The organism is Halopseudomonas salina, from assembly GCF_008641105.1.
This window is the reverse complement of the sequence record NZ_VTTI01000008.1, coordinates 89068-110497: the sequence shown is the minus strand read 5'-3', so window position 1 is coordinate 110497 and position 21430 is coordinate 89068. Positions and strand designations below refer to the sequence as shown.

The 21430-nt window shown below is 58.3% G+C and carries 17 protein-coding genes and 1 pseudogene; 12 read left to right on the top strand and 6 right to left on the bottom strand.

The annotated features are described in order from the left end of the window. Nucleotides 1-9: 9 nt before the first annotated feature. Nucleotides 10-1152, top strand: a complete 1143-nt coding sequence (gene dnaJ / locus FZF01_RS13845) for a molecular chaperone DnaJ (RefSeq protein WP_150278792.1) — start codon at nt 10-12, stop codon at nt 1150-1152. A gap of 13 nt (nt 1153-1165) precedes the next feature. Continuing rightward, nucleotides 1166-1972 carry a 4-hydroxy-tetrahydrodipicolinate reductase gene (dapB, locus tag FZF01_RS13840; RefSeq protein WP_150278791.1) on the top strand — a complete coding sequence of 269 codons (807 nt, stop codon included), beginning with the start codon at nt 1166-1168 and terminating at the stop codon, nt 1970-1972. 70 nt (nt 1973-2042) lie between these two features. On the opposite strand, the gene FZF01_RS13835 is transcribed toward dapB, so the two are convergent. The 4 genes from FZF01_RS13835 to FZF01_RS13820 form a co-directional block, all read right to left on the bottom strand. Next, nucleotides 2043-2909: an MBL fold metallo-hydrolase gene (locus FZF01_RS13835; RefSeq protein WP_150278790.1), complete on the bottom strand. Its 867-nt coding sequence runs from the start codon at nt 2907-2909 to the stop codon at nt 2043-2045. Between the two features lie 44 nt (nt 2910-2953). Then, nucleotides 2954-4192 (bottom strand): OprD family porin, encoded by a 1239-nt coding sequence (locus FZF01_RS13830; protein ID WP_150278789.1) that lies wholly within the window; start codon nt 4190-4192, stop codon nt 2954-2956. 25 nt (nt 4193-4217) lie between these two features. Then, nucleotides 4218-5603, bottom strand: a complete 1386-nt coding sequence (locus FZF01_RS13825; protein ID WP_150278788.1) for a xanthine/uracil/vitamin C permease — start codon at nt 5601-5603, stop codon at nt 4218-4220. Between the two features lie 77 nt (nt 5604-5680). Continuing rightward, the gene (locus FZF01_RS13820; protein WP_150278787.1) at nt 5681-7300 is read right to left on the bottom strand and encodes an acyl-CoA synthetase; all 1620 of its coding nucleotides are present in this window, start codon (nt 7298-7300) and stop codon (nt 5681-5683) included. A 155-nt stretch (nt 7301-7455) separates the two neighbouring features. Here FZF01_RS13820 and FZF01_RS13815 point away from each other — a divergent pair, with 155 nt between their 5' ends. Both FZF01_RS13815 and FZF01_RS13810 read left to right on the top strand, forming a co-directional pair. Continuing rightward, the gene (locus FZF01_RS13815; RefSeq protein WP_223825524.1) at nt 7456-8922 is read left to right on the top strand and encodes a sensor histidine kinase; all 1467 of its coding nucleotides are present in this window, start codon (nt 7456-7458) and stop codon (nt 8920-8922) included. Between the two features lie 28 nt (nt 8923-8950). Beyond that, nucleotides 8951-9595 carry a response regulator transcription factor gene (locus tag FZF01_RS13810; protein ID WP_150278786.1) on the top strand — a complete coding sequence of 215 codons (645 nt, stop codon included), beginning with the start codon at nt 8951-8953 and terminating at the stop codon, nt 9593-9595. Between the two features lie 21 nt (nt 9596-9616). Here the strand turns inward: FZF01_RS13810 and FZF01_RS13805 are convergent, their stop codons facing one another. Next, nucleotides 9617-10375: a hypothetical protein gene (locus FZF01_RS13805; RefSeq protein WP_150278785.1), complete on the bottom strand. Its 759-nt coding sequence runs from the start codon at nt 10373-10375 to the stop codon at nt 9617-9619. Nucleotides 10376-10701: 326 nt separating this feature from the next. On the opposite strand from FZF01_RS13805, the gene carA reads away from it, so the two are divergent. The 4 genes from carA to FZF01_RS13785 are packed head-to-tail and all read left to right on the top strand — an operon-like array spanning nt 10702 to nt 15969. Then, nucleotides 10702-11838: a glutamine-hydrolyzing carbamoyl-phosphate synthase small subunit gene (carA, locus tag FZF01_RS13800; RefSeq protein WP_150278784.1), complete on the top strand. Its 1137-nt coding sequence runs from the start codon at nt 10702-10704 to the stop codon at nt 11836-11838. 26 nt (nt 11839-11864) lie between these two features. Next, complete coding sequence (carB, locus tag FZF01_RS13795; protein ID WP_150278783.1) at nt 11865-15080, top strand: carbamoyl-phosphate synthase large subunit; 3216 nt, start codon at nt 11865-11867, stop codon at nt 15078-15080. Next, nucleotides 15080-15556, top strand: coding sequence for a transcription elongation factor GreA (gene greA / locus FZF01_RS13790; RefSeq protein ID WP_150278782.1), 477 nt, complete (start codon nt 15080-15082; stop codon nt 15554-15556). Before carB ends, greA begins: the two co-directional genes overlap by 1 nt. Continuing rightward, the gene (locus FZF01_RS13785) at nt 15553-15969 is read left to right on the top strand and encodes a DUF4149 domain-containing protein (protein WP_223825523.1); all 417 of its coding nucleotides are present in this window, start codon (nt 15553-15555) and stop codon (nt 15967-15969) included. Before greA ends, FZF01_RS13785 begins: the two co-directional genes overlap by 4 nt. Before the next feature lie 4 nt (nt 15970-15973). Here the strand turns inward: FZF01_RS13785 and yhbY are convergent, their stop codons facing one another. Continuing rightward, entirely contained in the window at nt 15974-16288 is a 315-nt protein-coding gene (gene yhbY / locus FZF01_RS13780; protein ID WP_150278781.1) for a ribosome assembly RNA-binding protein YhbY, read from the bottom strand. 108 nt (nt 16289-16396) lie between these two features. On the opposite strand from yhbY, the gene rlmE reads away from it, so the two are divergent. From rlmE to glmM, 4 genes and pseudogenes are all read left to right on the top strand, one after another. Then, nucleotides 16397-17023 (top strand): 23S rRNA (uridine(2552)-2'-O)-methyltransferase RlmE, encoded by a 627-nt coding sequence (gene rlmE / locus FZF01_RS13775; protein ID WP_150278780.1) that lies wholly within the window; start codon nt 16397-16399, stop codon nt 17021-17023. A gap of 174 nt (nt 17024-17197) precedes the next feature. Next, nucleotides 17198-19022 (top strand): annotated as a pseudogene (ftsH, locus tag FZF01_RS13770) (ATP-dependent zinc metalloprotease FtsH); the annotation flags it as partial. A gap of 132 nt (nt 19023-19154) precedes the next feature. Then, complete coding sequence (gene folP, locus FZF01_RS13765) at nt 19155-20027, top strand: dihydropteroate synthase (RefSeq protein WP_150278848.1); 873 nt, start codon at nt 19155-19157, stop codon at nt 20025-20027. A 48-nt stretch (nt 20028-20075) separates the two neighbouring features. After that, entirely contained in the window at nt 20076-21416 is a 1341-nt protein-coding gene (gene glmM, locus FZF01_RS13760) for a phosphoglucosamine mutase (protein WP_150278778.1), read from the top strand. Nucleotides 21417-21430 lie beyond the last annotated feature (14 nt).

Here is a 21430-nt window from a genome sequence, read left to right as displayed (position 1 = left end):
ATCTGAACGATGGCCAAGCGTGATTATTATGAAGTGCTGGGTGTCGAGCGCGGCGCCAGCGAAGCGGAGCTGAAAAAGGCCTACCGCCGACTGGCAATGAAATACCATCCCGACCGCAATCCTGACGATGAAGGTGCGATCGAGAAGTTCAAGGAAGCCAACGAAGCCTACGAGATTCTCACCGATGCGCAGAAGCGTGCGGCCTATGACCAGTACGGTCATGCCGGTGTGGATCCGAGTATGGGTGGTGGAGCTGGCGCGGGTGGATTCGCCGGCGGCAATTTCTCGGATATCTTCGGCGACGTGTTCGGCGATATTTTTGGTGGCGGCGGCGGTGGTCGCGGCCGTTCCAGCGTGCAGCGCGGCAGTGACTTGCGATACACACTGGAACTGGATCTGGAAGAAGCCGTACGCGGCACCACAGTGACCATCCGCGTACCGACCCTGGTCGAGTGCGGCACCTGTGATGGCAGCGGTGCGAAGAAGGGCACCAGCCCGGTTACCTGTACCACCTGTGGTGGGCACGGTCAGGTGCGTATGCAGCAGGGTTTCTTCTCGGTTCAGCAGACCTGCCCGCGGTGCCATGGCACCGGCAAGATGATTACAGATCCGTGCAAGGACTGTCAGGGCCAGGGCCGCGTTGAAGAGCAGAAGACGCTTTCGGTCAAGGTCCCGGCTGGTGTTGATACCGGTGATCGTATTCGTCTGGCAGGTGAAGGCGAGGCGGGCGTCAATGGTGGCCCGGCGGGCGACCTCTACGTGGTGGTCTCCGTGCGCGAGCACAAGATCTTCCAGCGTGACGGCAAGAATCTGTACTGCGAAGTGCCAATCAGTTTTGCCGATGCGTCCCTGGGCGGCGAGCTGGAAGTGCCCACGCTGGATGGCCGCGTCAAGCTCAAGATTCCCGATGGCACCCAGACCGGCAAGCTGTTCCGCTTGCGTGGCAAGGGTGTGACGCCGGTCCGGGGTGGGTCACCGGGTGATCTGCTTTGCCGGGTAGCTGTCGAGACGCCGGTCAATCTGACCAAGCGTCAGCGTGAGCTCATCCAGGAATTGCGCGAGACGCTGCAGGAAGAGGGTTCCAATCAGTCACCACGGGCCAAGAGCTGGTTCGACGGTGTGAAGAACTTCTTTGAAGACATGAAATTCTGAGCGGAGCGCCGACATGAGAAGAGTAGCGGTTATCGGTGCGGCCGGACGTATGGGCAAGACGCTGATTGAAGCAATTGACCAGACCGATGGTGTCGAGCTTACTGCCGCGATCGAACGGCCGGAAAGCTCTCTGGTCGGTAGCGATGCCGGCGAGCTGGCCGGCATCGGGCGTAACTCGGTACAGGTGCAGGATAGCCTGCAAAAGGTGCTGGGCGACTTCGATGTGCTGATCGACTTTACCCATCCGAGTACGACTCTGGTCAATCTGGAGTTGTGTCGGGAGGCCGGCAAGGCGATGGTCATCGGCACCACCGGATTCACCGATCAGCAGAAGGAGATGCTGGCGGCGGCTGCGGCTGATATTCCGATCGTGTTTGCGCCCAACTTCAGCGTGGGCGTCAACCTGTGTCTGAAGCTGCTGGATATGGCGGCAAGGGTCATGGGCGACGAAGCGGATATCGAAATCATCGAGGCGCATCATCGCCATAAGGTGGATGCACCCTCGGGTACGGCGCTGCGCATGGGTGAAGTAGTAGCTGATGCGTTGGGTCGTGATCTGAGCAAGGTTGCCGTCTATGGGCGCGAGGGCCAGACCGGCGCTCGTGACCGCCAGACCATCGGTTTTGCAACGGTGCGCGCCGGTGATGTGGTGGGCGACCATACGGTGCTCTTCGCATCCGAAGGCGAGCGGGTAGAGATTACCCACAAGGCGTCCAGCCGGATGACCTTCGCCAAAGGCGCAGTGCGCTCTGCGCTCTGGCTGGATGGGCGGGCTCCGGGTCTGTATGACATGCAGGATGTGTTGTCGCTCAAGGATTAGGTGACGAGCAAAAACAGAAAAGGGCGACCACGTGTAGCGTGCCGCCCTTTTTATGTGGCCAGGTTGCTGGTTAGCGGCAGACCATTTTCAGGTTGCCTTGTGGGGCACTGACCCGATAGCGTCCATCGTTATCGCGCTCGACATAGGCGACTGCGACCAAGGGGTCATGGGTGAATACCAGTCGTCCGTGACGGTCCACCAAAGTATCTAAAAGGCCTTCTTTTTCATCGATCAGGGTTTCCGGGAATCGGTCATAGCCCATGGTGATTGGCAGGTGTACCCATGGGGTGCCAGGTATCAGGTCTCCGGGGAAGACCACGGGGCCCTCAGGCATGTCGAACTCGGGAATCATCAGGCCGGGCGTATGGCCGTCGCTGAAGTGGAATCGCCAGCTTTTGCCCAGAGTCGATGAATGTCGGCCATCTTCGATCAGTTCCAGTCGCCCGCTGGTTTCAAGCAGCTCAAGCAGCTCCGGTATGAATGAAGCCTGATCGCGCGGATGTGGGCGCTTGGCGCGGTGCCAGTGACGCTGACCGGTAATGAAAGTGGCGTTGGGGAACAAAAGCGTCGATGGCTGGCCCTGATCCCAGGTGCTGAGCAGGCCGCCGGCGTGATCAAAATGCAGGTGTGTGAGTACAACAACCTGTATGTCCTCATGGGTCAGACCGACTTCGCTGAGGCTGTCGAGCAGTACGTGGTGGTCTTCGACTATCCCATAACGCTCTTTCAGTCGTGGCTCGAAGAAGGCGCCAATGCCGGTTTCCACCAGGATGTTGCGACCTTCTTCCTGCACCAGTAGCGCTCGGCAGCTCAGACTGATGCGGTTCTGTTCATCGGTTTCAACCCAGCGCGACCATAAAGCTTTGGGCGCGTTGCCGAACATGGCGCCGCCATCGAGCCGCTGGCTGTTGCCTTCCAGAGTGGTGAATGTACGCATTGGGGCTCCTGTTTTCTCTATTGAGTGTGGCTGTATGGCATGCATCAAAACGACATGGCGTAGCCAACAATAATCCGGTTCTCATCCATGTCGCTGGCAAAGCTGCTGCGGTAGGTTGCGTTGCGCCAATGCAGGGACAGATTCTTCAGCGGGCCGTTCTGCAGGGTATAGGCCAGATCGGTATTGCGTTCCCACTCATTGCCACGCCCCGTGACCAGCTTGATGTTGTCACCGTGGGTGTAACGGTTCATCAGACTCAGTCCGGGCAGGCCAATATCGGTAAAACTGTAGTCGTGGCGTACCTGCCAGCTGCGCTCGTCGCGATTGGCAAAGTCATTGATCTGCACCAGATGGGTCAGGAACGGATCCGTGCCGCTCAGGTAAGCGAAGCCGGTACGTCCGTTCATCTGCTGATAGCTGGTACCCAGACGGTGCATGTTGTGCTGCCAGGCTAAAGTCAGGCTGGTCATGCGGTTGTCGATGTTGCTGCGCCCGGCATTGTTGCTGTCGGCATAGCGCAGGTTGGTATCCAGCTTGCCGATATTCAGCTGCTGGCTGTGGTTGAGTACCAGGTAGTGCTGACGATAGACGCCGTCGAGTTCGCCATAGTGGTAGCTGGCCCGGGTGTTGTCACTGAAGCGGTAGGTGGCTCCGGCGAAGTCAAAGGCATTGCTGTCTGGTTTGCCGCTGACAATCACATTGCGCGCGCCGCCCTGCACCGGTGCCATGCGCTGGTGGTCGGAGGAGTCGCGCAGGTTGATTGCATCGAAGCGTCCGAGGTCAAAGCTCAATGCCTCGTTGCCCTTGGCTTGTAGCCAGCCGCCGCGGAAGGTCTGCGGCAGCAGCCGGGAATCGTTGTGCATGGCCAGTGGCAATTGAGGCAGCAAGGTGCCCAGACGCAGTACATGCTGATCCAGTCGCAGTTTGGCGGTCAGGCCCAGTTGGCCGTATTCATCCATCGCTCGGTTGTCACTGCGGTCGCGCTTGAGCAGGCCGGTGCCGGTGCGATCAGGACTGGAGTCGAGCTTGATGCCGACCAGCGCCAGGGCGTCCAGGCCGACGCCGACCCGGCCGTCGGTATAACCCGACTGCCAGTAGCCACGAAGGCCCTGAGCCCATTCGTCGGCCTTGCTTTGGGGTGCATCGGACTGGCGAAAATCGCGGTTGAAGTAAAAGTTGCGCAACTCGATGCGGCTCTGGCTGTCCTTCAGAAAGCTGGCACTGGCCGGTAGGGCCAGCAGCGTGCTCAGGGTCGCCAGGCTAGCGGTATGCAGTATGTTCATTGGGGTATTGTCTCTTGTTGTTGTGTCAGTCGCGGCTTTCAGAGGCGTTGTCTGTGTTCTCTGCGCTGTCCTTGATGCTACGGAAACGCAGGATGTGGGTGCGCTCGATCAGGAGGTACAGCGCAGCGCCCGCCGCCAGCCCCCAGCCGGCGCCATAGACCGCCAGGACCACGCCCATGGTGCCGGCGATACCGCGTTCGGTGTTGTTGTTGAGTTGCTCGAAGCCGACCATCAGGCAGATATAGCCGGTCAGGATCAGCGTCAGCGACAGCGCAATCGGCAGCACCGGTTGGAAGAAGCTGACCAGCGGCAGCGTGAACAGGGCGATAAAGCCGGTGATCCAGAACGTGCCGCCGCCACTGTAGATTGAGTCCATCGCTTTGCGGCCATACTTGTAACGCTCGGCCATGGTCGCGGCCACTGCGGTCCAGATGGGCCCGGCGAGGCCAGGGTAGGGTGCGAAGAAGGCATGCAGGCCATTGCGCAGGGCGGTGACCAGATGCACCCGATCAATGTTGTTCTCGATCACTTCATCCGGGCGCAGTTCATCGGCTCGCTGCATCAGCGACTGGCCAACAATAATGTCACCAAAGGCGATGATGTAGGCGATAACGGCGGTGGGAATGGCGAGCATGAACACCTTGGCATCCGGGATGCCGATGACCAGCGGTAGGTAGTTCCACAGTTCGCCGAAGGCGGGTGTGGTAATGCCCCAGCGCACATCTGGCATCTCGTATTCGCCCACCACAATGCCCACGATAATGGCAATCAACATGCCCGGGACCATGCCGTAGTTGACGATCTTGCGGGTGAACGGCACGCGTTCGGTGAGCCCCTTGAAAGAAACCGAGAACATCAGATACAGGCAGATCAGGCTGCCCAGTACCAGTGAAATTGGCGTATTGGCCAGCCGCCCGCCGCTGGATATCTCGCCCATCAGGGCTGCAATGCCGGCGCCGATGATGATCCCGCCTTTCATCGAGTTGGGGACGATACGTACCATGACGCTGCCGAGCCGGGTAATACCGAGTATCAGAAAAATCAGAAAGACCAGAAGCTGCAGCGCGAACAGCGCTTGAATGGCCTCCGGGCCGGGTTCGAAGTCGCCCAGAAACAGTAGCACCACCGGAATCGCCGGGGTAATCCAGCCAGGCACCATGGGCACCCCCAGCAGCGCAGGTAACATGAAGCCAATTCCCCCGACCACCACATAGGCCAGGGCAACGTCATAGGGCAGGCCAAGGAATCTTTCCAGCAGGGGAATCATCGCCAAACTGACCACAAACATGATCAGGGCCTGCAGCATCTCCGCGGTTTCCCAGCGGTAATGTACAAAGGGCAGACGAATCTTGAACGGCCCGCATGGCCAGTAGGGTTGCTCCGCGCCGTCAGCGCGCTTGTAAACTTGCATGATAAGCCTCCGTCAGCCGGGCAGAGCCCGGCTTATTGTTGTTGTAAAAAGGGTTATGCGAAGTTGGCTGGGTTGAGCTAGAGCGCCTTGGCTCGATCGCGCAGCACGTATTTCTGAATCTTGCCGGTCGAGGTCTTGGGCAGCTCGGTGAAGACCACGGTCTTGGGCACCTTGAATCCCGCCAGGTGCTCGCGGCAGTAGTTCATGATGTCTGTGTCGCTGGCCTGCTGGCCGCTTTTAAGGGTGATAAAAGCACAGGGGGTTTCGCCCCATTTCTCGTCAGGCCTAGACACAACGGCTGCTTCCAATACGGCGGGGTGTTTGTACAGCGTATCTTCAACCTCGATGGTGGAGATATTTTCACCGCCGGAGATGATGATGTCCTTCAGACGGTCGCGGATTTCCACATAGCCGTTGGGATGACACACTGCCAGGTCGCCAGTGTGAAACCAGCCGCCTTCAAAGGCTTCCGCTGTTGCTTCCGGATTTTTCAGATAGCCCTTCATCACCGTGTTACCGCGCATGAATATTTCACCGATGGTTTCGCCGTCACGCGGGACTGGCTGTAGCGTCTCTGAATCCGCCACCATGACGCCTTCCAGCGTCAGATAGCGCACCCCCTGGCGTGATTTGAGGCGGGCGCGTTCTTCCAGTGGCAAGGTGTTCCATTCGTCATGCCAGGCACAAACGGTTACCGGTCCGTAGACTTCGGTCAGTCCGTAAACGTGAGTGACTGCAATGCCCATGGCTTCAACAGCGCCGATGATCTTGGCTGGCGGTGCTGCACCGGCGACCATGGCCTTGACGGGATGGTCGATGGCGGCTTTGGCTGAGTCGGGCATGTTGACCAGCGCGTTGAGTACGATGGGTGCACCGCACAGGTGAGTGACCTGATGCTCATGGATCAGGTTGAGGATTTTTTGCGGATCCACCCGGCGCAGGAACACATGTACGCCGGCCATCGCGGTGATGGTCCAGGGGTAGCACCAGCCGTTGCAGTGGAACATCGGCAGTGTCCACAAATAGACCGGGTGCTGGCCCATGCCCCAGGTTGCCTGGTTGCCCAGGGCATTCAGGTATGCACCGCGGTGATGGTAGACCACGCCCTTGGGGTTGCCGGTAGTGCCGGAGGTGTAGTTGAGTGAAATGGCCTGCCATTCGTCGCTGGGCCAGTGCCAGTCGAAGTCCGGATCGCCTTCAGCCAGAAAGCCCTCGTAATCAAGGTCACTGACGGCCTCGCCTTCACCATACTCGGGATCGTCGACATCGATCACCAGAATCGGGCGTTTGATCAGGGTTAGCGCCTCACGCACGACATCATGAAACTCACGGTCAGTGATGAGTGCACGGGCTTCGCCATGATTGAGCATGAAGGCAATTGCTTCCGCATCCAGCCGCACATTCAGGGTATTGAGCACGGCGCCGATCATCGGAACGCCAAAGTGCGCCTCGAGCATGGCGGGAATATTTGGCAGCATCACCGCTACGGTATCCCCTGCGTTGACGCCGCGCCCATGCAGCGCCGAGGCCAGACGGCGGCAGCGCTGATAGGTTTGCTGCCAGTCACGACGAATCCCTCCGTGGATGACGGCGGGATAATGCGGGTAGACGCTGGCGGTGCGCTCGATGAAGCTGAGAGGGGTGAGGGCTATGTGGTTGGCCGGGTTCGGAGACAGGCCTTCCTGGAAGATCGACATGGCAATACCTGTGGCTGATTATTTATTGGCTCTGGGTGCATACTTGCCGTGAGGGTCAAGGCGTTCAGCATTTGATCGGAAGAACTATAGTGTAAAGTTGACTGATATAGAAACATGTCTAAGGTATTATAGTAAAACTACTATAAGGTGTTTCAGTGACTGAAAACCCTGATCTACGCTGTGCTGTAGCCAGTCTTTTGCTCGAAAGCGAACCGCTACCGGCGTTGTTGATTCCGGCTCGAGGTGAAGTGCGGCCACCCAATCCTGCTATGCAACAGTTGATTGATCAGGTGGCGCCCTTGGCAGCGTTGTTGCCTGCCAACCATGCGCCCCTGGTGGCAGCCTGTCAGCGTCAGCAGCGCTGCATTGAAGATGTCGAGGTAAGTGTCGGCGATCGCTATCTGCTCTGGACATACATTCCCCAGCCGGCACTGCAGGCCGTGCTGGTGCGCGGGCGTGATGCCAGTGAGAGCCTGCGTTTACAGCATGAAGCCATGCGTGCCAGCCGTCTGTACCGACTGATCATCGAGAACACGACTGATCTGATCTCCCGGCATACGCCTGATGGACGTTTTCTGGATGCCTCGCCCGCCGCCTGGACTCTGCTGGGCTATTGGCCAGAGCAGTTGCGCGGCGAGTCGATGGCCGAGCTGTTGCACCCGCAGGAGCGGGAGCAACTGATCGAGCGCTTTCAGCGCGCGCTGGAGCAGGACGGTTACCTGACGCTGACCTATCGCATTCGCCATCAGGTTGGGCATTACCTGTGGTTTGAAACGGCCAGCCGCGCTATACGGGAGACCTACACCGGCGGCGTTGTTGAGGTGATCAGCGTATCGCGGGACATTACTGCGCGGATTCAGAGTGAAGAAAATAACCGCCGTCTCCAGGACGAGCTCGCGCATGCAGCGCGGCTGGCGACACTGGGTGAGCTTGCTTCCGGTATTGCTCACGAGCTCAATCAGCCGCTTGCCGCCATCCTCAATTATGCCAATGCCAGTCAGCGTTATCTGGCGGCTTTGTCACAGACTGAAGAAGGGCGTAATGGCGAGGAGTCTGACAAGGTTGCCCAGGGCTTGGCGCGCATTGCCGAGCACGCGCAACACGCGGCGGAGGTCATTCGCCGGCTGCGCGGTTTTCTGCGCAAGGGGCAGCGCCGGCAGCAGTGTGTTGATCCTTTGCAGCTGGCCCGTGAGGCGGTAGGTCTGTGCGCCTGGGAGGCGGGGCAGCATCAGGTCGAGATTGTCGAGCAGGTCGATGGGCCCTTGCCGGCGGTTATGGTCGACCCGATTCTGTTGCAACAGGTGTTACTTAATTTGCTGCGTAACGCCATTGAGGCGAATCGGGAACAACATCCGGATACTCCCTCTCTGGTAAGGCTGGGCCTGAGTGAGCATGGGAACAGACTGCATATAAGGGTCTCGGATCAAGGCCCAGGTGTGGATGAAGCGTCGAGGGCGCGCCTGTTCACGCCTTTCTATACCAGTAAGCCGGATGGGCTGGGCTTGGGGCTCTCGATGAGTCAGGGTATCGTAGAGGGTTTTGGTGGCGGCTTGGAGGCTGTGCCGGCTGACAGCGCAGGGCTGTGCCTGCATTGCTGGTTGCCAGTGGTCAGCTCCGATTAGGAGCAAGGTGAAACAACGAGGAACGCGAATGCCCGATCTATCTCAGCAACTCGTCTATGTGGTCGATGACGATCAGGGCATGCTTGATTCGACCGTATGGTTGTTCGAGTCGGTAGGCCTCAAGGCTAAGCCTTTTACCAGTGGGCAAGCCTTTCTGGACGCCTGCGATCCGGCCGCGCCGGCCTGTGTTCTGCTGGATATTCGCATGCCGGGTATGGGCGGTCTGGCGGTACAGGAAGCCATGCGCGCCAAAGGAATCGATTTGCCGGTGATCTTTGTCAGTGGTCATGCCGACGTGCCTATTGTAGTGCGTGCCTTTCGTGGGGGTGCGCTGGACTTCATTGAAAAGCCCTACAATGAACAGCTGCTGCTGGACAGCGTGCAGCGCGCGCTGAGCCGCCAGCCTGTGGTGGCGACCAATCAGCGGGTGCAGAATGAGGTCAAGGCTCGGCTAGACAGCCTGACACCGCGTGAACGCGACATCTTGCTGCCACTGGTCCAGGGTTTCAATAATCGTGAAATTGCCGAGCGACTGGGAGTCAGTGTCAAGACGGTTGATCTGTATCGCTCCCGGGTAATGAAACGAATGCAGGCAGCCAGTCTGCCTGCGCTCGTAGGTATGGCCATTGGCGCTGGATTGGTTGAGCCCTTCAGTCTTGAGCCGAGCGCCTGATCCTGTTGCTGGTGTCAGCGCTCAGGCGCCGCTCTGCACCTGCTCGCGGGCCATGTCATTGAGGGTTTCGATATTGCGCTGCAGGTAGAAGGCGGCAATGGTCGGCACCCAGTCATACAGGGGGTTCTGCAGGCGTGGCTGAATGAACTGATACTGCTTGTCCATCCGGGCGAAGGCGCCTGCCTGATCCGGGTAGAGCTTCTTCAGCTCATCGGAGCGGCTGACGATGCTCTGGTCGAGATCGTCGAACAGGCCTTCTTTGTTCTCCAGGAAGTACACTCCGATGGAGCTGAACATATTGTTCTGGTAAAGGGTCAGAATCTGGCTGGTCTCGATGCTCTGGCGGTGGAGCGCAAGCAGGTCTTCACTGGCCGCTTCTTTTAGCTCGTCATACATTGCTGCGGCGGCGCTATCCACATCTCCGTGGGCTTTCATGATGCGGTTGACTGTTGCCAGGCCGTAGTGGGCTTCTTCACCTGGCAGAGCTTCAAGCTCGCGGATCAAATTGACAAAGGTGTCGAAGGGCACCCGTAGCTGAGCCGGGCTGTCCATCTGTCTGAGCAGGTTTTCCATACGCGACAAGGCTTCGCGATAGGTCTCCCGGTTGCCCGGTTCCCTGATGCGCTCGAACAGATTGTTGTCGATCAGCAGATAGGTACCAACGGTGTAGCCTTCACTGCGAAACTCGTGAGCGGTTTGCAGTCGTTCGAGATTTGCATTGGCGAAGGGCGCCAGAAACAGCAGCGTGAGTACGATCAGTCCTTTCAGGCGCAATAACATGGTGTATTCCCCGAGTACTTTATTGTTCTTCTAGTCCATTCGCGACCTGGCGAGCGTTCCGTTGGTAAGCGTGTGCCGGGTGCGGGCTTTGCAACTGCCGTTTTATCACAGTTCCCCTGGTTGTGGAACATTGACCCTCGAGCGTTGTCCCGGAGAGCGTCTGGGCGCTGGATATTCTGTAGGCAAGTGGTTACAATTGCGCGCTAATCTGTCTATTCAGCGCGCATCTGACAATGCATTGCGGCGGGATGAAGTGTTACGCACTCCATTCCCGCTTTTGTGCAGCCCGCGTTTGGTAAAATGTGTCAGCCCTATCGGAGGTTTTCTTGTCCAAGCCAGCCATTCTCGCCCTTGCCGACGGAAGTATCTTCCGTGGTGAGGCTATCGGCGCCGACGGTCACACCGTCGGTGAGGTCGTATTCAACACGGCCATGACCGGTTATCAGGAGATCCTCACCGATCCCTCATATGCTCGCCAGATCGTAACCCTTACCTATCCCCATATCGGCAATACCGGCACCGTGCCGGATGACAGCGAGTCCTTTCAGGTCTGGGCTGCCGGTCTGGTCATTCGAGACTTGCCGCTGATGGCCAGCAACTGGCGCAGCACCAAGTCACTACCCGATTACCTGAAGGACAACGGGACCGTTGCTATTGCCGGTATCGACACGCGCCGCCTGACTCGCATTCTTCGTGAGAAGGGCGCCCAGAATGGCTGCATTCTGGCCGGTGACGATGCAACCGAGGAAAAGGCCCTGCAACTGGCCCGCGAGTTTCCCGGCCTGAAGGGTATGGATCTGGCCAAGGAAGTCAGCGTCAAGGAAACCTACGAATGGCGCTCCAGCGTCTGGTCCCTTGAAGCCAACGCCCATGTCGAGATACCGGCCAGTGAGTTGCCTTATCACGTGGTCACCTTCGATTACGGTATCAAGTACAACATCCTGCGCATGCTGGTCGACCGTGGCTGTCGCATCACCGTGCTGCCGGCGCAGACTACCGCAGCCGAAGCGCTTGCGCTCAAGCCCAACGGCATATTGCTGGGCAACGGCCCGGGCGACCCGGAGCCTTGCGATTACGCAATCAAGGCGATCCAGGAAATTCTGGAAACGGACACGCCGGTGTTCGGCATCTGCCTGGGTCACCAGTTGCTTGCCCTGGCGTCCGGCGCGCGCACCGTGAAAATGCCCAACGGTCATCACGGCGCTAACCACCCGGTGGTTAACGTGGATACCGGCGAAGTCATGATCACCAGCCAGAACCACGGCTTTGCCGTGGACGAGGCGACGTTGCCGGCCAATGTGCGCGCGACCCACAAGTCGCTGTTTGATGGCACCCTGCAGGGCATCGAGCGTACCGACAAGACCGCTTTCAGTTTCCAGGGGCACCCCGAGGCGAGCCCCGGCCCGCATGACGTGGCACCGCTATTTGACCGTTTCATCAAGGCCATGGCCGAGCGCCTTTGAACTCCCCAAGGATTTAGTAGACGACTATGCCAAAACGTACAGATATCAAAAGTATCCTGATCCTCGGCGCCGGCCCCATCGTGATCGGCCAGGCCTGCGAGTTTGATTACTCCGGTGCCCAGGCCTGCAAGGCGCTGCAGGAAGAAGGCTTTCGCGTCATCCTGGTCAACTCCAACCCCGCGACCATCATGACCGACCCGGCCATGGCCGATGCGACCTACATCGAGCCAATCAAGTGGCAGACGGTGGAAAAGATCATCGCCAAGGAGCGTCCCGACGCGGTGCTCCCGACTATGGGTGGCCAGACGGCACTCAACTGTGCGCTGGATCTGGAAAAGTACGGCGTGCTGAAGAAATACAACGTCGAAATGATTGGCGCCAATGCCGATACCATCGACAAGGCCGAGGATCGCTCGCGCTTTGACAAGGCGATGAAATCCATCGGTCTGGCTTGTCCGGTTTCGGGTATTGCCCACGACATGCAGGAAGCCAACGCGGTACTCGATCAGGTTGGATTCCCGTGCATCATCCGGCCGTCGTTCACCATGGGTGGCACCGGCGGCGGTATCGCTTACAATCGTGAAGAGTTCGAAGAAATCTGCGCCCGGGGTCTGGATCTGTCGCCGACCAAGGAGCTGCTGATCGATGAGTCGCTGATCGGCTGGAAGGAATACGAGATGGAAGTTGTCCGTGACAAGAAGGACAACTGCATCATCGTCTGCGCGATCGAGAACTTCGATCCCATGGGTGTGCACACCGGCGACTCGATCACCGTGGCCCCGGCTCAGACGCTGACTGACAAGGAATACCAGATCATGCGTAACGCCTCTTTGGCGGTACTGCGTGAAATCGGCGTGGAAACTGGCGGCTCGAACGTACAGTTCGGCATTAACCCGGTTGATGGCCGTATGGTCGTGATCGAAATGAACCCTCGGGTATCCCGTTCCTCTGCTTTGGCCTCCAAGGCTACCGGCTTCCCGATTGCCAAGATCGCAGCCAAGCTCGCCGTGGGTTACACCCTGGATGAATTGCAGAACGATATTACCGGTGGTCGCACGCCGGCATCCTTCGAGCCGTCGATCGACTACGTCGTAACCAAGATTCCGCGCTTCGCTTTCGAGAAATTCCCGAGCGCCGACGCGCGTCTGACTACCCAGATGAAATCCGTCGGTGAAGTCATGGCCATCGGCCGTACTTTCCAGGAGTCCTTGCAGAAAGCATTGCGCGGTCTGGAAGTGGGCGTCAGTGGTTTCGATCCCAAGGTGGATCTCAAGTCCAGCGATGCACGTACCGAGCTGACTCGCGAGCTGACCGTACCCGGTGCCGATCGCATCTGGTATCTGGCCGACGCCTTCCGCTTTGGCATGAGCCGTGAAGAGATTTTCGACCTGACCAAGATTGATCCCTGGTTCCTGATCCAGATCGAAGACCTGATCAAGGACGAGGAGCGTATCAAGACCCTGGGTCTGGCCGATATCGACCATGATCTGATGTTCTGCCTCAAGCGCAAGGGCTTTTCCGACACGCGTCTGGCTGAATTGCTGGCTGTCAGCGAGAAAAGCCTGCGTCGCTATCGCCACAAGCTGAACGTGTTTCCGGTCTACAAGCGGGTAGATACCTGCGCGGCGGAGTTCGCTACCGATACGGCGTACATGTACTCCACCTACGAGGAAGAGTGCGAAGCCAACCCGACCGATCGGGACAAGATCATGGTGCTGGGTGGCGGTCCGAACCGGATTGGCCAGGGCATCGAGTTTGATTACTGCTGTGTGCATGCGGCGCTGGCCATGCGTGAAGACGGTTACGAGACCATCATGGTCAACTGCAACCCGGAAACCGTCTCTACCGATTACGACACTTCCGACCGCCTGTATTTCGAGCCGGTTACCCTGGAAGATGTGCTGGAAATCGTCCGTGTCGAGAAGCCCAAGGGCGTGATCGTGCAATATGGTGGCCAGACCCCATTGAAGCTTGCGCGGGCGCTGGAAGAAGCTGGTGTGCCGATCATCGGTACCAGCCCTGAAGCGATTGACCGCGCCGAAGACCGTGAGCGTTTCCAGCAGATGGTCGAGCGACTCAATCTGCGTCAGCCGCCGAACGCGACTGTGCGCAGTGAAGAAGAAGCTATCCGTGCTGCCGGCAAGATCGGCTACCCGCTAGTGGTGCGCCCGTCCTATGTACTGGGCGGTCGGGCGATGGAGATCGTCTATCAGGAAGAAGAGCTCAAGCGTTACCTGCGCGACGCGGTGAAAGTCTCCAACGATAGCCCCGTGTTGCTCGACCACTTCCTCAATTGTGCGATTGAAGTCGACATCGACGCCGTGTGTGACGGTACCGATGTAGTGATAGGCGCGATCATGCAGCATATCGAGCAGGCCGGTGTGCACTCCGGCGACTCTGCTTGCTCGCTGCCGCCGTACTCGCTGCCTGCGCATATCCAGGACGAGATGCGTGATCAGGTGAAGAAGATGGCCCTCGAACTGGGCGTAGTCGGTCTGATGAACGTGCAGCTCGCGCTGCAGGGCGAGACGATCTACATCATCGAAGTAAATCCGCGCGCCTCTCGCACCGTGCCCTTTGTATCCAAGTGCATCGGTCAGTCCCTGGCCAAGATTGCCGCTCGGGTCATGGCCGGTAAGACGCTGAAGGAAATCGGCTTTACCAAGGAAGTCGTTCCTACTTACTTCAGCGTCAAGGAAGCGGTCTTCCCATTCGCCAAGTTTCCTGGTGTGGATCCGATCCTTGGGCCGGAGATGAAATCCACCGGTGAGGTGATGGGCGTGGGCGACTCCTTCGCTGAAGCCTTTGCCAAGGCCCAGGTCGGCGCTGGCGAGACACTGCCGACCGGTGGCACAGCGTTCATGAGTGTGCGCGATGACGACAAGCCGTTCGTGGTCGATGTTGCGCGCTCACTGATCGAGCTGGGCTTCGAGATTGTCGCCACCAGTGGTACCGCCAAGGTGATCGCGGCCGCTGGCCTGCAGGTTCGCCGGGTGAACAAGGTAACCGAAGGTCGGCCGCACATTGTCGATATGATCAAGAACGACGAGATCAGCATGGTTATCAACACCACAGAGGGTCGCCAGTCGATGGCCGACTCTTATTCGATCCGTCGTAACGCGCTGCAGCACAAGGTCTGCTCTACCACGACCCTGGCAGGTGGTGAAGCCATCTGCATGGCATTGAAATTTGGTCCGGAGAAAACGGTTCGCCGCCTCCAGGATTTGCACGCAGGTATCTGATCATGAAATATCCGATGACCAAGCAGGGTGCAGAAGCCCTGGAATCCGAGCTCAAGCACCTGAAAAGCACTATGCGTCCGCAGATCACCCAGGCAATCGCCGAGGCACGCGAACTGGGTGATCTCAAGGAAAACGCCGAGTACCATGCGGCCCGCGAGCAACAGGGCATGGTCGAAGCACGCATCCGGGATATCGAAGGTCGTCTGGCCAATGCCCAGGTGATTGACGTGACCAGCATACCGCCCACCGGCAAGATCATCTTCGGTACCACCGTTGAGATCGTCAACGTCGATACCGACGAGTCTGTTGTCTATCAGATCGTCGGCGACGATGAAGCTGATATCAAGATAGGCAAGATATCGGTCAGTTCACCCATTGCCCGCGCTCTGATCGGCAAGGAAGTGGACGATGTGGTGGCGGTCAAGACGCCGGGCGGCGTTGTCGAGTATGAAATTCTCGAGGTGAGCCACAAGTGACTGCAGGGGCCGGGCGTACGACATTGCATGGAGGTCGCATCGCCTGGCAACTGACCCAGACCCTGTGGGTTGGTGGGGTATGGGTGACCCATTTTGTCCTGATGCCAGCGCTTGAGCAGTTCGGCATGGCGCCGATGCTGGTTAACGCTATCGCCGATTTCATGCGGCCACTGATGGTCGGATTTGCAGGGGTGTGCGCGCTTTTGCAGTTGCTGGTGATTGGTGTGGCGCTTGGTAAACGCATCTGGCGTGACCTGCGCAGCCAGTTGTTGCTGCTGGTGCTGGTCAGTGTGGGGGCTGTCTTCGGCCTGCGGCAGTTCTCGGGAACGGAGTATCTGCAGATTTTCGGTTATCTGATAATTGCCTTCGCCGGGCTAGTGCTGGTACTCCAGCCTCGCCCGGACGAGGGGTGACCGCTCAGATTTCCTTGAAGCGAACCAGATTCGACAAGTTGGGATTGGCCTTCTTGTTGGGACGCAACAGAATTGCCATCTTGCCAATGACTTGAACCAGTTCGGCGCCTGTAGCCTTGCACACTTGCTGAATCAGAGCCTGTTTGGTCTCCCGGTCAGCAACGCTGATGCGTATCTTGATCAGTTCATGATCAGTCAGTGCGCGGTCAAGCTCAGATATGACGCCTTCGCTGGCGCCCTGGTCGCTGACGATGACCACTGGCTTGAGATGATGGCCAATACGTTTGTAGTCTTTCTTCTGAGCTGAGCTGAGGGTCATAATGATCGGGTGCTTACCAGTATTGATGAGAATTTAAATGCAACGCTGCTGTCCATATAGACAGGAAGCAGTTTAACAGGCGGCGCGCTTCGCTGCATGGGGTATTCCGTGGCACAGAGCAAGACCAGCAAGGGCTGGCTGAAAGAGCATTTTGATGACCCTTTCGTCAAGCAGGCGCAAAAGGATGGATATCGGTCGCGGGCGAGCTACAAGCTCCTGGAAGTTCAGGAAAAGGATCGCTTGTTCCGACCCGGCATGACTGTTGTCGATCTGGGCTCGGCTCCCGGGGGTTGGTCCCAGGTTGCCAGCCGACTGATCGGCGAGAAGGGTCGCATCATTGCCTCCGACATCTTGCCGATGGACAGTATCGCCGATGTGACCTTCATCGAAGGCGATTTTACCGAGGACAGCGTATTTGAAGCGATCCTCGCCGCCATTGACGAACAGCCGGTTGACCTTGTTATTTCCGATATGGCCCCCAATATGAGTGGAACACCTGAAGTAGATCAGCCTGCGGCCATTTATTTGTGCGAGTTGGCGTTGGATATGGCTGAGAGGGTGTTGAAGCCGGGTGGAGACTTCCTGATCAAGGTGTTTCACGGCGAAGGCTTCGATGAATATTTCAAGTTGATGCGCAGTCGCTTCGACAAGGTGGTAACCCGCAAACCCGATGCATCGAGGGGCAGGTCGAGGGAGACCTATCTGCTGGGTAAAGGTTACAAGGGCCAGGAGTGACTCTGGTCTGTCAGATAAAGAGGGAGTCGCCCCGGCAAACGGGCGACACAGAGCGTTACACTGGGTTCTCTGCAGCGGCATGGCAGTTTAGTGTAATGTATCCTGAGGCAATCAAGACTCAGTCAGGCCCTGGCTAACCAGCCAACTGGGCAAGAGGGTAGCAATTTGAATGACATGGCAAAGAATCTCATCCTGTGGTTGATCATCGCGGCCGTACTGGTCACGGTGATGAACAACTTCAGTGGTCCCAGTGAAACGACCAACTCCCTCAACTATTCCCAGTTTATCGAGCAGGTCAAACAGGGCCAGGTAGAACGGGTTACTGTTGATGGTTTCGAGATCACGGGCGTCAAGAGTGACGGTAGCCAGTTCAAGACTGTGCGGCCGGCAATTCAGGACAGCGGCCTGATCGGTGATCTGCTGGAAAACAACGTGGTGATCGAAGGCAAGCAACCAGAGCAGCAAAGCATCTGGACCCAGCTGCTGATTGCCAGTTTCCCGATCCTGATCATCATCGCCATCTTCATGTTCTTCATGCGGCAGATGCAGGGCGGTGCGGGCGGCAAGGGCGGCCCGATGAGCTTCGGCAAGAGCAAGGCGCGCATGCTGTCGGAAGATCAGGTAAAGACTACCTTTGCTGACGTTGCCGGTTGCGACGAAGCGAAGGAAGAGGTCAGCGAGCTGGTTGAGTTTCTGCGCGATCCGGGCAAGTTCCAGCGCCTGGGCGGGCATATTCCCCGCGGCGTACTGATGGTCGGTCAGCCGGGTACGGGTAAGACGTTGCTGGCCAAGGCGGTAGCGGGCGAGGCCAAGGTACCTTTCTTTACTATCTCTGGTTCCGACTTCGTCGAAATGTTTGTCGGTGTGGGTGCGAGCCGTGTGCGCGACATGTTCGAGCAGGCCAAGAAGCATGCTCCGTGCATTATCTTTATCGACGAGATTGATGCTGTCGGCCGTCACCGTGGCTCGGGGATGGGCGGTGGTCACGACGAACGTGAACAGACCCTGAACCAGTTGCTGGTTGAGATGGACGGTTTTGAGCCAAACGATGGCATTATCGTTGTTGCCGCAACTAACCGCCCTGACGTGCTTGACCCCGCTTTGCTGCGACCCGGTCGTTTCGACCGTCAGGTTGTCGTCGGCCTGCCCGACATCCGCGGGCGTGAGCAGATTCTCAAGGTGCACATGCGCAAGGTTCCGCTCGGCGATGACGTGATGCCCGGCAATATTGCGCGCGGTACGCCCGGATTCTCCGGTGCCGACTTGGCCAACCTGGTAAACGAGGCCTCGCTGTTCGCGGCCCGCGCAGGCAAGCGTCTGGTCGAGATGAAAGAGTTCGAGATGGCCAAGGACAAGATCATGATGGGCGCCGAGCGCAAATCCATGGTCATGTCTGACAAGGAAAAACTCAACACGGCATATCACGAGTCAGGCCACGCGATTATCGGTCGTCTGGTGCCCGAGCATGATCCGGTCTACAAGGTCTCTATCATTCCCCGTGGCCGGGCCCTGGGTGTGACCATGTTCCTCCCCGAGGAGGACCGCTACAGCCTGTCCAAGCGTGCGCTGACCAGCCAGATCTGTTCGCTGTTTGGTGGGCGTATCGCCGAAGAAATGACTCTGGGCTTTGATGGGGTCACCACCGGTGCCTCCAATGATATCCAGCGCGCCACCCAGTTGGCGAAGAACATGGTCACCAAGTGGGGGCTGTCCGAGAAGTTGGGGCCATTGATGTACGGTGAAGACGAGGATCAGGGCTATCTGGGTCGCCAGGGCGGTGGCGGAACCAGCGGAATCTCCGGTGAGACTGCCAAGCAGATCGATCAGGAGGTCCGTCGGATCATTGACGACTGCTATGCTACTGCCCAGCAGTTGCTCAAGGATAACCGCGACAAGCTGGACCTGATGGCCCAGGCGTTGATGAAGTACGAAACCATTGATGCTGACCAGATCCAGGACATCATGACCGGCAAGCCGGCGCGTGAGCCAAAGGACTGGAACTCCGATGACAAGGCGGGCCCAGGCGCAGCAGCAGGGTCCTCTCCGGATGAAGAGCCCTCCGACAAACGTGGCGACAGCATTATTGGTGGGCCGGCAGGAGAGCACTGATCCGGATATACCCAGCATGCAGATGCCAAGTGTAAAATCTGGTTCCCGGTTGCCTTGCGGCGATCGGGAGCTTGACCTCTCCAGTGCCCATGTCATGGGCATCCTCAATGTGACCCCTGACTCCTTTTCTGATGGTGGACGCTTTATGCGTTTCGATCAGGCAATGCGCCATGTCGAGCAGATGCTCGCCGACGGCGCCACGCTGATCGATGTGGGTGGCGAGTCCACCCGGCCTGGAGCAGATCCGGTCAGTGCCGAGCAGGAAGTCGAACGCGTGGTCCCGGTTGTCGAGGCGATCAAGCAGCGTTTTGATACCGTTGTTTCAGTAGACACCAGCACCCCACAGGTCATCACCGAATCTGCTGCAGCGGGCGCCGGGCTGATCAATGACGTTCGCGCTCTGCGCCGTCCCGGAGCCCTTGCGGCGGCGGCTGCCACAGGGTTGCCGGTATGCCTGATGCACATGCAGGGCAGTCCTCAGGATATGCAGCAGGCCCCGCAATATGATTCGATTGTTGAGGAGGTCAGCGCCTTTCTGATTGAGCGTGTGGCAGCTTCTACGCAGACTGGTATACCTGAGGAGAGGTTGCTGCTTGACCCTGGCTTCGGCTTTGGCAAGACACTGGAGCATAATCTGCAGTTGTTTGCCGGTATGCGGCGTCTGCTGCCGCAGGGTTTGCCGCTGTTGGTCGGGGTGTCACGCAAGAGCATGATTGGCCAGTTGTTGAATCGGCCAGTTGATCAGCGTCTTTCCGGCAGTTTGGCGCTGGCCGTAATGGCGGTGCAGGCTGGCGCGCGAATTATTCGCGCGCATGACGTGGCTCAGACGGTTGATGCGGTAAGAATGACAGAAGCTGTGATAGCGGCGGGTGAAGAAGCTATCGTCTCGTCCTAAATACATAAGAAATCACCCAACAAAGAACTGATCAGGATTTTGCGCATTATGGAAAAGAAATATTTCGGCACGGATGGCATTCGCGGGCAGGTCGGTGTTGCACCCATCACCCCAGAATTTATTCTGAAGCTTGGCTGGGCTGTCGGTACTGCCTTCAGGAAGAAAGGCGAGTGCCGGGTGATGATCGGCAAGGACACGCGAATTTCCGGGTATATGTTCGAGTCGGCACTGGAGGCCGGGCTGTCGGCTGCTGGTGCCCACGTTCAGTTGTTGGGGCCCATGCCAACGCCGGCCATCGCTTACCTGACCCGTACCTTTCAGGCAAGCGCTGGCATCGTCATCAGCGCCTCGCATAACCCCTATTATGATAACGGCATCAAGTTTTTCTCTGCTGCGGGCAGCAAACTGCCTGATGATCTCGAGCTGGAAATAGAGCGACTGGTGGACACACCGATGGAAGTGGTCGATTCGGCTTCGCTGGGTAAGGTCTTCCGGGTCGAGGACGCCTCCGGGCGCTATATCGAGTTCTGCAAAAGTAGTGTGCCGACCAGTACCAGCTTCAAAGGCATGAGAATCGTGCTTGATTGCGCCAACGGGGCTACCTACAAGGTGGCTCCGAGTGTTTTCCGCGAGCTGGGTGCCGAGGTGTTCGTGATTGGCGCCTCGCCCAACGGTGTGAATATCAATGATGGCGTGGGCTCTACTGATCTGACGGCGTTGCGTGCCGAGGTGTTGTCCCGCGGGGCGGATATCGGGATCGCTCTGGATGGCGACGGTGACCGCGTTCTGATGGTCGACAACCAGGGTGTCGAGGTCGACGGTGACGAGTTGCTCTTTATCCTTGCCCTGGAATTGCAGCAGCGCGAGGCATTGCGTGGCGGTGTGGTGGGTACGCTGATGAGCAATCTGGGGCTCGAGCTGGCGTTGCGTGAAAAAGGCATTGATTTCGTGCGGGCCAAGGTCGGTGATCGCTACGTCATGGCAGAGTTGCGTGAGCGTGACTGGGTCCTTGGTGGCGAGGCTTCCGGGCACCTTGTGTGTCTGCATCACAGCAGTACCGGTGACGGCATCATTGCCGCACTACAGGTTCTGAAGGCCCTGCAGGGCTCTGGTCAGACGTTGTCAGAGGCGCGACAGGGTATGCAGAAATGCCCGCAGGTACTGATCAACGTGCGTTATCAGCGTGGCAGTGCGTCACCATTGGCTGACCCTGGTCTGCAGTCTGCGGTTAAAGCCGCCGAGGATCGTCTTGGTGCCAGCGGGCGTGTTCTCTTGCGGCTGTCTGGTACCGAGCCGCTGATTCGCGTGATGGTGGAGGGGCAGGACGCGGCGCTGGTTTCAGCTCAGGCGGAAACCCTGGCGGCTGAAGTGCGTGCCTTGTTTGCCTGACCCATCGGCATATT